Origin of the sequence: Shewanella sp. 2_MG-2023 (genome assembly GCF_030548905.1) — a bacterium.
Lineage (GTDB): Bacteria > Pseudomonadota > Gammaproteobacteria > Enterobacterales > Shewanellaceae > Shewanella > Shewanella electrodiphila.
This window is the reverse complement of record NZ_JAUOSO010000012.1, coordinates 1-13,078: the sequence shown is the minus strand read 5'-3', so window position 1 is coordinate 13,078 and position 13,078 is coordinate 1. Positions and strand designations below refer to the sequence as shown.

Annotated in this window: 11 protein-coding genes and 1 pseudogene; 1 reads left to right on the top strand and 11 read right to left on the bottom strand. The window is 39.5% G+C overall.

From position 1 onward, the window contains the following. Positions 1–335: 335 nt before the first annotated feature. The 3 genes from ltrA to Q4600_RS12920 form a co-directional block, all read right to left on the bottom strand. Entirely contained in the window at positions 336–1,808 is a 1,473-nt protein-coding gene (gene ltrA, locus Q4600_RS12930) for a group II intron reverse transcriptase/maturase (protein ID WP_303516735.1), read from the bottom strand. 753 nt (positions 1,809–2,561) lie between these two features. Beyond that, positions 2,562–3,149 carry a lysozyme inhibitor LprI family protein gene (locus Q4600_RS12925; RefSeq protein WP_303516733.1) on the bottom strand — a complete coding sequence of 196 codons (588 nt, stop codon included), beginning with the start codon at positions 3,147–3,149 and terminating at the stop codon, positions 2,562–2,564. 96 nt (positions 3,150–3,245) lie between these two features. Then, complete coding sequence (locus tag Q4600_RS12920; RefSeq protein WP_303516732.1) at positions 3,246–3,809, bottom strand: hypothetical protein; 564 nt, start codon at positions 3,807–3,809, stop codon at positions 3,246–3,248. 114 nt (positions 3,810–3,923) lie between these two features. Here Q4600_RS12920 and Q4600_RS12915 point away from each other — a divergent pair. Further along, a pseudogene (locus Q4600_RS12915) lies at positions 3,924–4,549 on the top strand (IS110 family transposase); the annotation flags it as partial. Between the two features lie 270 nt (positions 4,550–4,819). On the opposite strand, the gene Q4600_RS12910 reads toward Q4600_RS12915, so the two are convergent. The 8 genes from Q4600_RS12910 to Q4600_RS12875 form a co-directional block, all read right to left on the bottom strand. Then, positions 4,820–5,302, bottom strand: coding sequence for a hypothetical protein (locus Q4600_RS12910; protein ID WP_303516731.1), 483 nt, complete (start codon positions 5,300–5,302; stop codon positions 4,820–4,822). Positions 5,303–5,519: 217 nt separating this feature from the next. Further along, positions 5,520–6,362: a reverse transcriptase domain-containing protein gene (locus tag Q4600_RS12905; protein ID WP_303516730.1), complete on the bottom strand. Its 843-nt coding sequence runs from the start codon at positions 6,360–6,362 to the stop codon at positions 5,520–5,522. Next, the gene (locus tag Q4600_RS12900; RefSeq protein WP_303516728.1) at positions 6,302–6,724 is read right to left on the bottom strand and encodes a reverse transcriptase; all 423 of its coding nucleotides are present in this window, start codon (positions 6,722–6,724) and stop codon (positions 6,302–6,304) included. The genes Q4600_RS12905 and Q4600_RS12900 overlap by 61 nt, the downstream gene beginning before the upstream one ends. A gap of 667 nt (positions 6,725–7,391) precedes the next feature. Continuing rightward, on the bottom strand, positions 7,392–8,057 hold the full coding sequence (locus Q4600_RS12895) for an HNH endonuclease signature motif containing protein (RefSeq protein WP_303516726.1): 666 nt from the start codon (positions 8,055–8,057) through the stop codon (positions 7,392–7,394). 461 nt (positions 8,058–8,518) lie between these two features. Continuing rightward, on the bottom strand, positions 8,519–9,346 hold the full coding sequence (locus tag Q4600_RS12890) for a hypothetical protein (RefSeq protein WP_303516725.1): 828 nt from the start codon (positions 9,344–9,346) through the stop codon (positions 8,519–8,521). An 845-nt stretch (positions 9,347–10,191) separates the two neighbouring features. After that, complete coding sequence (locus Q4600_RS12885; RefSeq protein WP_303516724.1) at positions 10,192–10,836, bottom strand: GIY-YIG nuclease family protein; 645 nt, start codon at positions 10,834–10,836, stop codon at positions 10,192–10,194. A 422-nt stretch (positions 10,837–11,258) separates the two neighbouring features. Beyond that, positions 11,259–11,735: a hypothetical protein gene (locus Q4600_RS12880; protein WP_303516721.1), complete on the bottom strand. Its 477-nt coding sequence runs from the start codon at positions 11,733–11,735 to the stop codon at positions 11,259–11,261. Between the two features lie 457 nt (positions 11,736–12,192). Beyond that, complete coding sequence (locus Q4600_RS12875) at positions 12,193–12,639, bottom strand: hypothetical protein (protein WP_303516719.1); 447 nt, start codon at positions 12,637–12,639, stop codon at positions 12,193–12,195. Positions 12,640–13,078 lie beyond the last annotated feature (439 nt).

The following is a 13,078-nucleotide window of genomic DNA, read 5'->3' as shown; positions in this document are numbered from 1 at the left end:
CTTTATTTGTTACGTACTACCATTGTGACTCAATTTTCTTTTGGTACAAGTGAATGAATATCTCATTTTTCTGTCGTCATACAATAAAGTTCGAAACTTTACCTAGCAAAAATCTTGATGTTTACGTTACAACGGAGACATCAAGCATCATTAAAGCTTGAAATTTTCTTAGGCTTAAGCACACAATTTCTTTGAAAAGACAATAAAAATTGAAACTGGTTTTTGTCGGATAGGCGACACCTGTTACCAAGTGCCGCCCTCCTAAGAACCGTACGTGCAACTTTCACTGCATACGGCTCAAGCCTCCACTAAGGCGTGTTCTGTTACCCAGCACCTTACATAGCAGCCAAGACAGGTTCGAACCAAGAGTTTCTGCCTTGCTTAGCCCATTTCCGCCTACTTAAGTAAGCTTCGTATTCTGGGTCGTAAGGTATGGCTGCACTCCTGATTTTTACATGTCTTTTTATGAGCGTTTGAGCTATTTGGACAAGGTTAAATCGACAATCCATGTTCGCTATTTTATGCCAACCATGAAATTGCCATTGTCCCTTACCGTCCAAATAATATTTACGCCTCACCCAGTCTTTACTTTTAGTTGGATGACGCCTAACTGCCCAACGCCATAACAACCAGAAAAGTTGATGGCCTACATAACCGAAAATTTGCTTTGCAACACTGTGGCGATAATAGTTCGCCCATCCTCTCAGTTTCGGATTCAATATTTTGATTAAATCGTTAACGGGGATTGTTGGATGTTTTCTGATGAATTCACGTAGATTACTCAAAAATGATAGAACGTTGCTCTTGCTCGGTTTAATGAGCAGTTTGCCTTTGTACTTTCTAAGATTGAATCCCAGAAAGTCAAAACCATCATCGATATGAGTTATGTACGTTTTCTCATCAGAGAGTGTTAAGCCTCTTTCCTGTAGAAAACCAATTAGCTGTGGCTTGATGTCATTAACGAGCACTTCCTTCGAAGAACCTGTGATAACAAAATCATCTGCGTATCCGATAAAGTTGACCCTATTCCCTGTTTTACGGGCAATAGACTTAACCAATTGTTCTAACCCAGCCAGCGTGAGCAACATCAGCGTTGGGGAGATTATCCCGCCTTGCGGTGTTCCTTCTGCTGTTTTATAGAACAATCCTTTGTCAACATAACCACATCCAAGCCATTGTTTCAGCATTCGCTTATCTAAGTGAATGTTGTCGATGAGCCATTGATGATCTATCTTATCGAAACAGGCTTTGATGTCACCCTCAAGAACCCACTGGCTAGAGCGCTTCATACATAAACATTTGAAGCACTGTGCAATGGCATCTGCTGCGCTTCGGTTGGGTCGAAAGCCATAGCTATTGAGGTCAGCTACCGTTTCCGAAATAGGTTCCAAGGCTAAAAGATGAAGCGCTTGCTGCGCTCTGTCTATCATGCAAGGAATGCCTAAAGGTCTGAGTTTGCCGTTTTTCTTGGGGATGTAGATACGTCTGAGCGGTTTGGCATGATAGCCTTTGCGGCTCAGTTTATTCACCGCAGTCATACAACGAGCATCACTGTTCCAAATGATGCCGTCAACGCCTGGTGTTTTGCTGCCTTTATTTTGAGAAACTCTTTTAACAGCAAGTAATTTTGCTAATTTCGAGTGGGTAAGTATCCACTGCAATGCTTTCGCCTTGCCGTGTTTACCTTCTCGGGTTGCTTTTGCAATGCGCATTTGAAGCTTTAATACATGTTGCTTAACCGCTTTCCAGTTAATGGATTGCCATTGAACATTGTCAGGGGATGCACTAACTTCAATTGAAGTCATCATTTGCGTTTCTCCTTGAATAAAGTTCTTCAAATCATCTTGCAACGGGAGACCAGCTAGAAGTCAGCTCGCTTTCGCGCCAGATAAAATCAGTATCCGCATCATTACAATGCGGCATTCGCTTTTTCTAGCCTCCTTTACCTGCATGACTATCGACAGCCTTCGCAGACCGCTTTCCCAAGGGGAGCAATACAGGCTTACCCTGTTCCGTATGTCGCGCAACGTCAGGTTAGATGCCCACTATAGTGCGGAGAGTTATTTGATCACGAAAGAGCACTGTCCAATCTCTTTCCAACTCTCGTTGCCTTTTGGCTACAGCGTATAAACCACTTCCGCTGTTTCGCATATAACGTACCTTACATGGATTCACTTACGTTCATCATACTGACACCCTAGCACTTACCCGATTGTGGTTATCAGGAAGAACGTCCTCTCACGATTCAGTTCCCACTCAGCTATAAAACCGAACTTTGTTACATTGTCAGACTCGCTGCTTTATTCAGAGTCTTAGGGTCATCTGGTGTTACAGATGGTTCACTCTTATCGCGGCGAACAGCGCTTCATACGATCTCAGGTCGCACGGACATAAATGCGTTAGAGCTTAAGCTCTGAAAATGATGATTAGATTAGGGGAAGTATGGAAATCTTCGATACGGTAACGCCGCATTAAGCGGACTAAAAATAGTTGCCTATAATTTTGTAAGGACCGAACAATAGCCAACTGTTTTAGTTCCGTTTTAAATGCCTTATTACGGCTCAGTTACCAAGTTGTATTAACTCGTCAAGTTCACTGTTAATCCGAGCAGTGCGTTCATGCACTAATGTTTCCAATTCTGTATGGTAAATCAAAGGATATATCGAGCCTCCTCGATACATGCTAGCAACAGCCAAAGCTTGCTCTTTACTATATTTTAACCAAGAGCTTTGACTCGATTCATATAAGGGGATCTGATCTGAATCCAATTTATTTTTTAACTCATCATAAATGTTCGACATTTTTTCTGAAGACCTAGTGAAACTTTCCAGAGCCTGTTGATTCATTTCAAGTTGTGTAACATGTTCACTAGGAGAGCTTACTAAGTAAGTAGCTGATTCAGTTTGTAAACCTTGAATATGGTTTTGAACTGATGCACTCTTAGCCGTCAACATCTGCCCAAATGTATTTAAGCTTTGAATGTCTAGCCCTTGTTCACTCATTTTTTTATGTACATCTAAGACTTTTTGATGTTTATCCAGTAACTCTAAATCAGGCTTGGACTCGATTTTTCTCTTAAGCAGGTACGCTACTGCAGAGATAATGCCACCTAAAGCTATGAAACCTATTTTTTCAATAATCTCTGTCATATCGTAACAACTTCCTTTATGAACTCTAACGCTTTGCTCAACGAAAAATTGAGAGCGTAGCAAGTGATTTTTCCTTGTACAGCAATTTGTTAGACATTATTTCCACCTAGGGAAAGCTAACTTTCCGCGCCTAGCGTTAGGAAATCCATAGCTTGAAGAAAAATAGCTATACCAGAGGACTTGTTCTCGACAATGCTCAATGAATTTTGAGTCATTCCAAAGCTTAATCATGTCTTTCTTGCTTAGTCGCTTGCTGACGTCTTCCCTGTGAACATCAGAAAATGCACGCCCAGTATATGGGTTCAGTTTAGGCCATTCTCTGGTCTTACTTTTGTAGTGTCCATGCGGCACTGATGGATAGCAATCAGCGTCACCAAGAGTGAACATCCACTGATTCATCATTAGCAGTTCTAGCCATGGTGGGTCATCATACTTGTGTTTTTCTGTAGCGCTCGATTGTCTTTCATCGCTATTATTTTCTTCAGAACTTTCTTCCGAAAGCGGCTCACTATTTTCATCACTCGTTACTCTCGGATCAGGAACACGACCATTGAAATCTTCCAACCAATCAGCAATTTCATGCCGTTCGATGTATTCGAAGTGTCCAATCAGACCAGCCATCAAGCTCATTTCTGAAAATAATCTAATGTATTGCGACATATGGCTCCCTGGTTTTTTGTACTAGTTTAACAGCTTGATACTCATTGAGTCCCCTCCCTAGCAAGCCGTATCAGCGGTATGCTTAAGGTGACCAAACCAACAGGAGAAAGCTCAATGAGATTTTATAATAATCTCACACCCATACTACTGTGCTATCGATTTACACGCACGTTCACTTTATATCTACATCATTGCTTTCAAAGGGAAAGCTGTCGTCCATAAAAAGATTGGCGCTGACAAAGATGACTTACTACTCATACTTGAACCCTATATTGGCAATGTCATTGTCGGGGTTGAGTGTCTGATTGGTGTGCTGAACTGGGTATCGACTTTATTCTATATCATGCCCTTTATATGAAGTCGATTCACGACGGTAAAACTAAGAACGATAGAGTCGATTCATTTAAAAATGCCACACTGCTGCGTGGTGGCAATTTCCCAATAGCCTACGATGACCCAAGTGAAATGCGCGCTGCACGTGATCTGTTACGTCGACGAATGAGATTGTCCGTCACGGCGCGAAGCTTAAAGGTCATGTGGTTAACACCAACAGCCAAAACAACTCACCTGCCACTGACCTAAACCTTAAAAACATCTCTGCAAGACAAAAACTGCGGGAGCAATATCAAGACCCTATCGTGCAACGAAATATTGATTTAGACATGCCACTTCTTGATTGCAATGCCAAGGAACTTGCGCAGGTCGGATGGTTCATTGAAAAACAGGCAAAAAACAACGACACCTAATGCCACGGATTAAAAAGTTAACACTTAAGATGCGGAGCTAGAAAAGAAAAATGAGGTGCTAAGGCATTGATATTTTTAGGTAACGCAATTAGCTGGCGATACTAGGGGATCGATGCGGCTAGTGAAAATGATACTGCTCAGCACACACCTAAAAAGCGTAAGAACTTACGCCTATATTTACACTATAAAGGTATCACTCGGGCTTGTTAAACACTTGGGATAAGGACGCGGCTACGCGCGGCCTATCCTTATCTGTTATAATTTTTAAGACTCAAGCTGCTTAAAATCTGAATTGAGCTTATCAATTGGTAGACCTGATGATTTAATTATCATATCACGACATGATCTAGAGAAATTCAAGGATAGACCATTAAAAATGGGACCTTTGCACCTACTTGTTTTTTTATTTGTAGGATTATTACACTGGTATGCTAGTCGCCCCATTTCCCCTAAAGAATTCATGGTTTCCTGACTCAGTAATAGCGGTGCTTCACCATAAAATGTTTTAAAAAGTGCATCAACTTGTTTTTGATCTACTTTTCCATCTTTTTCACTTCTTGCTAGAAGTGAAGTTATTTTAACTGTTTCACTACATAGTTTGAGCTGTGCTTCCCAGAGTGGTTTCTTGTATTCTTTTTCAATATTTTTATTGAACTGCCATCCGCCAATAAATAGAGAAACAACAACCCCGCCAAACCCCAAAGATTTTATTATTGTATCCGCTAGGTTATATTGCTTGTCATCCATTTAAACTCCTTATGTAGATAAAAATTAATCGTGGTAGAGCGAGCCATTGCTGACCCGACCCCACACAGATCCGGACGTGGGAATTACCGCATCCGGCTCTTCAGTTATATATTCACTCGTGTAAAACACGACCCTAGTACCAGTCAATCAACACCAAACGCTTGCTGACTTTGATACTTTCAATGTTAAAATACTCTAACATCTTCTTGAAATTACTTCAGTTATAACTTCGCCGACCACTGCGCCTATTCAACCATTTGTACAAGTTATGTAAGACATAATCGTATACATAGCTCAAACTTCGACTGTTGTCGGGAAGACCAAAGTAATTTCTAAAACCTGTTAATTTGCGCTTTAACTGTGGAAGCCAAATGCTCAACTTTAATGAGCGCTTGGCTTTGATCCATTGATAATACTCGCTCAGCGTCGCCTTCTGCTTCTTCACAGCTGTTCGCCGCCTGAGTCTAGCTTTACCCTTCGAATCTCTGCCCCAGTAAAACTCAAATCCTAAAAAGACAAAATGACGCTTGCGGCCAATATGAAATCGGCTAAATCGCATTAGTGAGGTTTTGTCCTCTGCGACGTCTAAGTTGAACTTCTTTAATCGTTTCGGTAATACCTTATAAAAGCGTTCAGCATCATCTGCGAATTGAAAGGCGCACACAAAATCATCCGCATAACGGATCATCATTGCTCGGCCTTTCATTCTTGGCTTTACTTTCTTTTCAAACCAGAGGTCTAGCGCATAATGCAGATAAATATTAGCAAGCACAGGACTGATAATGCCACCCTGCGGGCTACCACTTAATGGCTTTGCAAACACACCATCCGGTGATTTTATCCGCGCTTTTAACCACTGATTGATTAAGTTAAGTATCGCCTTATCATCAATACGCTGCTTAAGCATGTCCATCAGCCATTCGTGGTCAAGATTATCGAAGAAGCCTTTAATGTCAGCCTCGACGATATAACCGTAACCTTTGAACTGCAGATTAAGCGTTAAACTATGTACTGCTTGATGGGCACTTTTATTCGGACGATAACCATAGCTATTACGCAAAAAGTCTTGTTCCCAGATGCTTTTAAGATCTGACTAACACTTTGTTGCACTAGCTTGTCATCAACCGTTGGTAGACCTAAAGGCCGTAGTTTACCGTTCGATTTAGGAATAAAGAGCCGTTTTATATCATTGACTCGATAACATTTCTGCTTGAGTTGCTGACCTAAACGTTCAATATTTTCAGTTAGCTTCGCCTTATAATTGGGCATAGTAATGCCGTCAATACCTGGCTTTGCTTGTTTATTGAGTTGCCCCCAGCTTTGATACAGGCTATCAGTATTTAGCAGTCCATATAAATTCTGAAACCTGTGCCTGGGGTGGGTTTGTGCTTTAAATGTGATGGCATTAAGTGTGGTTGTCATAGTGTTCCCAGCCCTACTTTGTCCGGACTATGTCTCTGCTTAATACCGAATATAACTGTCAGCTCCTTCGCATTGTACAAGGCTTTCCCCTGCTCAGACTACTACGGGCTGATCTGACTTCCAATGGGTCATCGTTCGTTTCGCTTTTAACTAGACTTCCCTACCATCTTCCTGATGGAACACCTTTGGATCTCTCAAGTTCTCAATACATCTCTACATACATGCCACGGCTTGATAACTCCGCTGACTCGCCACAACCTCACCCTTTCATTTACATGAATAACGGCTGCTTTGCATGGACTTCGATGGCGTTACAAACCTCGTCTGTCAGTTCTAATATTTATCGGAGCGATACCAGCACTTCAGGATCACGACAACCCCTATGGCCTATATGATTCTCTGTGTACGCTTCACCTATATTGTTCGAGTCATGCAGTCCTCACTGCTAAAAAGCCAACGCTAATCTCACTCTCCGCCATAGGCGCAACACTCGATACAGGTTGTTGGTTAAACCTTACCTGACAGGGACTTGCCCCCTGCAAGATGCATCAAGCTTCGCTTGACGCACTAACGCCCACATTAAGCGGACTAAAATTGTTTGCCAAACTTGTTGAGGAACGAAACATTGCAAACTGTTTTAGTTCCGTTTAAATTGCTTGTAGGTGAATTACCCGAAATGTAGCTGTCTATGGCAATTTGGACAAACGGCAATTACATTATCTACAGTGTCTTCACCACCATCCGCTAATTTTATAACATGGTGTACTTCAAGATACGGCGTACGATTTTTAGACCTAAGAAAAGGTGCTTCAGAATTACAGTTTTCACAAGTACCATTAGCGCGAGTTAACACTTCTACAATAACATTGGCGTTTCGGATGAAACGATAAGTGGTAACTTCAATTTTCTCGGGTAATCTAGAGCTTTCTTCGAGTTCTTTTAACCTATCTTCATGTGATAATTTATTTGAGTTTTTGATTCTTTTTATTAGTTCATCATCATACGATGACTCATTGGGAATAGCCTGTTTGATGAAGTGTTTTTTATCAAAAACTTGAAGTCCAGATGTTCTAAGATCACCTTGGCAAGGTGGTAACCCATTGTTTAAGTTAAACTCATTTAACTCATTAAATAAATTAAAAAGTCTCTCTGAATAAATCTCAGCCGTACCAGTACTCATTCCAATATCATTAGCAATGAGATGAATTTTCATTTTGTTAGATTTTGGCGTAATAGAGTATTGTAAATTACTAGATTCTTTATATTTCTCTATGTATAAGTTAAAAGATAATTTTGCCAATGATGATAATTGTTCTGATGTATATTTGGACACGGTAACTCCATTCACCTAACGTTTGTATAGTACGCACGCGCGTTTAATAAACCTATTATTTAAGCCTTACTAAAGTAAAGCTATTGATTTATAAGCACTCTACCAGAGTGACATTGGATAAACGAGTACAAAGATTTGCAAAGTGAGCATTGAAATTGATGCCTTATCTGAAGTAATCAGCAGCTGTCACTTATCGATTAGCAAAAGTAGGTCAACAGGCTTGTTACTTATCTGTACTGCTTATCGACTGTAAGTCGCAAAGGGGCATTTCCGAGTTACGATCCATAGACGATTCAGACTTTTCAGATTACTTCTGGTATAGCGAGCAGCCTACATGTGGCTGGCCAAACTTTCTCATCCACTACACTTAAAGATCTGACTCTAACTCGGATAGTTTAGATTAGAAAAAGTATCTTCGTTTCTTCAACATAGGTAATTTGCACCGACCCACTTATCGATATCTAATCCCTTCTAACTGCGCTATCAACAAACTTATCAATAAGTTCACTCTCTCCTCTATTTATTTCAACTTGGTAGTCTAATGAACGACTAATTCTTGTATAATAACTCTCAACATCTCTGTGTAATTCATTGACCGCAAGACCTTTTCTCGCAAAATCAAACAGACTATCAATTTTCAATTGGAATCTAATGCTATCAACAAGAATTTCCTCTAGATAACTATAGCCTAGGTGATTGGGATTAAGACTTTCAATTCGAGAAGAAAACACTTGCAAATGAACTAGAATATATACCAAATGCTCAGACACATCTGGGGTTGCAAAAGTTATACACTCTTTAAATACCCCTTGATAACCATCAGGCACACTAAGTCCTTTTACTTCATTAATATACCGTCGTAAATCCATATCATTATTAGTCTTTTTTGCAGCGTAAGACCTTAGTAGTTTCTTGCTTACATCATCTACATAATCATTTATTAAGATCAATGAAGCGGGCAAAAATGCGCTGGCAGCGATGAGTTCTCGATGCCTTTGTTCATCTATAGCTTTTTTCTCAGCTCGTAATTTTCGTTTCTCATTTTGTCGAGATGCATTAATATTCACGGCTTCTCTTTGGCGAGCGCTTTTATCAAGTTTTAACGCTATATACCCACTGATAACGGCTGCTAAAATTGCAATCATACCCGCATTGAAAGTCTGCCACTCACTCCATGTTTCCATTAACGTATTGAACCCGCCAATATACAATGGATGAATGACCATAGAACAGATGTAAACAGCACCCAATATAGAACCACACCCTTTCAACCTTTTATTTGTATACAAATCATAACCTTCATAGCTGCCTATACACTTATTTTGACGGAAGAGGAGCTTCATGACTACCTGTAGTGGATTATCAAACTTGGCCCATAGTTGAAAGTTAAAGGCATGAGAAAAAGTAAGTTAAATTGCGGAGATTGAAATCAGGTTCAATCTAGCTCTGGCTCACTATGGGGCACTAATCATTTAGCAATTAATTTCGTACCTAACCAGCTATTTGAATGTTCACTGTAACCCTTAACTTGATTGGTCAGACCAGTGTGATAGTATTTATCATACAAAATTAGAGAGTATTTATATGAGGTGTTCATAATGGCAAAAGGTTCAAGTATTAATGGCAATGGGGTAATAGTGGCGGAAACGATAACTACACTGTTACAGGTAGAGGAAAGGTGTCTCGCGCTCAAATAGTCAAAGAAGTGAAACAAGGGCAGCATCCTGATACCCATATCTATAATCTATAAGAGAAATGGGGTTGAATACGCAAGGAATAATCCGAATAACGACAAACCATATAACATCAATGATTAACCTAAGTGCTAAAGGGTATTTTATTGCCCTTACTTCACCCTATTGATATGGCTTCGGGCTCAGGTCTTGTATTTTCCCTATCCATTAGCGCATGTATGGCAAACGTAATTAGCTTAAGACTACTCAGCCTGGTTAGTTAACACACTTTGGGCAGAAGTGAGCTAAGCCCATATTCCATTCATGGACAATTCCAAGTTACGATGGATAAGTGCAGCTGAATTTTCTGATAACTTATTCTATGCCAAACACACCAATTGACTATAAATTAGTGCCCTGTTTTACTAAGCCATTAGACAGCAAAAATTATTAGCTATACACTAATCTAAAGTTATTTCGCTATAATCTGTCGTAGTATAAATACCTTTTCCTTTGGCAGCATAAGAGATACTCACAATGTCACCTACATTAAATGCTAGCCTTTTTTCATATGAAATATTTACTCTGTAACCATCGTCAATACATTCAAAACTAATATGTGACTTACCAGCTTTTCGAATCGTGCGGCATTTAATTATTCTCCTTTCTTTGTCACAAAATCTTTCTTGTTTTCTGTAACGGGTAATAGTTTTTGCTTCAAGTGAAATTTCACGTCCATCGCCATTTAGCGGTAAAAAGCCATAGACTTCAGGTTTTGGAATTCCAATACCTGGTTGAGAGTTTAATTGAGGTTTATAAAAATCAATTGCAGAGGTCTCTGCTTCATCAGCCTCTTTCTGGTTATCAGCAATTGCAATAATATAGTGTTGCCAAACCTTTTCATCTCGGAGAGATTTTTTAAAAGCTTGATTATGTTCTGGGTGTAACGGCGAATTGGCAATTTGTTGATGTTCAGCCCATCGATTGACCATGCAACGGCTCTGCCCAATATACACTTGCCCCTTTCTGTTTTTATGGGCGTAAATAACATGCTCGGCAATTTTAACTTTAAATGCCTTTAAGTTTTTAGTTACAACAGCGTACATATTCTTTCCTTTAAGAATTGAAATCAAAATGAGCTCTATAAAAAAACACTATCAATTTTGTTTGTGTAAATTGAATGTACAATAAAGAAAATTATTAAAAATTAAAGCTTAACTATGAGGTGAGTAAAGCTTTAAAAAACGGCACCTTCACCCGTGCCACTAAAGACCAATTCCTAAACATGATTGGTTTGTAGTAGCATAGTTAATTTGGCCACCTAATTAGAGGTGTAAAAATTAATATAACATGCAGTTTCAACGTTCTTTTTTCTGTCAAATAGTGATAACTAAACTTGCTAAATTGTACATTTTTAATGTTTGTAAAGCGTTGTTATAATTTGACATGACCAACCAGCAACATAAAGAGCATGGCATCTTAATGGTTTTTTGCGGGCTCTAATTTCTCTATAGACAGTATCAATATTTTATCGGTTTGCTTTACCTGAGCCATAACTACCAGAAACAAGGTGGAACAGCGCATCCTCTTTTACATAGTATTCTTTTTTCTTTTTCAGGTACTTTCTATGCCTTCGTAGCCTACAATCTTTACAAATTAGAACTTTAGTACCATCAAATAACTCATGTTCTCTGCACTCCAATCTGTTTACTCGACAATAACGACAATACGATATTCCTTTTATGATATTTGACCTTTTATCAAAGTTTATACTTGTCGCAGATGGTGGCTCATTTAGCGGCTTTGTTTGTAGTTTATTATCTATTGTTTTTATTTTTTTGAGGAACTTACTAGAGTTTGTTGATTTTACTTTTTGCGAAGCGTCACTTCTTTTATGTGTTTTTTTTATTTTTGATTCTATCGATGCTAATTCACGTGATAAATCAACACGATTTTCCACAGCCCAACGGTCTAGTTTTGCTATTGAAGCTAACAATCGTTCCACATTGACCCCTATTTATGCACTTGCAATCGTATTGACCAAAAAGAGTAAACTTAGCATCACCAGTACTACATCTTTTTAATGATGAATAGTAAACGAGGCTTTCATTTAAAAGCAATAAGTTGGTTTATCTATTAAGGTTATCATGACAACTAATCAATTAAATAGTGTGTAAATACCTAATGTAGGATTAGATCGCATAAAGCATAAAATTTTGTATTTTCACCCTGCAGTTAGTTAAATCTTAGTTAATGACTTCAGGTTAAAACCAACAATAGTTACATCAAAGTTAACCTAGGCAGTTAGAATCTAACAGCCAACCGGAAGGTGTTTGTTCTGGCCTGTGCTTTGTATGTTTCCAAGCAAACAAACTGTGGCATGTATTAGATCTAATTAAGCTTATAACAATCGATTGAAACTCATTTTGAGGCATAAACATGTCAGCCAGCGCCTATCTAGCCTACGAAAGTGCAAAATACCGCATCACGGCATTCCAATCCTTAAATCGCTCTCCTGAGAAGTGAATTAGCTCACCTTGAAAGCTCTCTTGCCCTTTTCCTTCAACGTAATCATCAATCAAATAGTCACCAACAAGCAGGCCTTTAACTGGCGAGATAATTAACCGTTCGGCATAAGCAAAACCCAAATGCTCCTCTACCCACAATCGCTTCTCTGTGTAACAAAGTGGATTCTTGACTGACGGCGCAGTCAGTATATATGGGTCGTATCGCTCATCGGCCAAAAAGAACTGCATCGCATCGATGGCATTAGGTAGTGGTGACAAGTTAATGAAGAAAGATGGCTGGCTTTGTGGGTATTCAATATCTGGTCGCAAGCGCCTAGCCTGCTGAAATGCGGATTTGTAATCACAAAGCGTATCGTCCATATCGATATAAACAATTTTCATCCTAGCCTTTCTCCTTCTAAGTAACATGAATACGGGGTCTTAGCCTTTTTCAGCTACGACAACACCTTGCCCTTTGAGCGCGTAGTTCGAACGCTAGCCTTGATGAATTGCACAAAACTGGCTGCTTAATTTGCATTATTTGCTTGAGCTGGGATGACGCTTTCGACTTAAACCAATCCACCTCAAACAGCAGAGAGGAGCGCTTAAATATATTATAGTGGTACAGCTCATTTGGCCACATAGGTAGAGTTTTCGACTTGAGGAAAAGCAAGCCAGACTTCTAAGTCTTAAAACTTGATTCAATCCCTTTCTAACAAACAAAGGGGCAAAAGTGAGTCAGCGTAGATCTCGCTGGCTCGAAGTTGGACAGAAATCATTTAGATCAAAGGGTCTAAAGGTTGGTCGTGGGATTAGTAAATTTTGCACAATAGAAACTCTA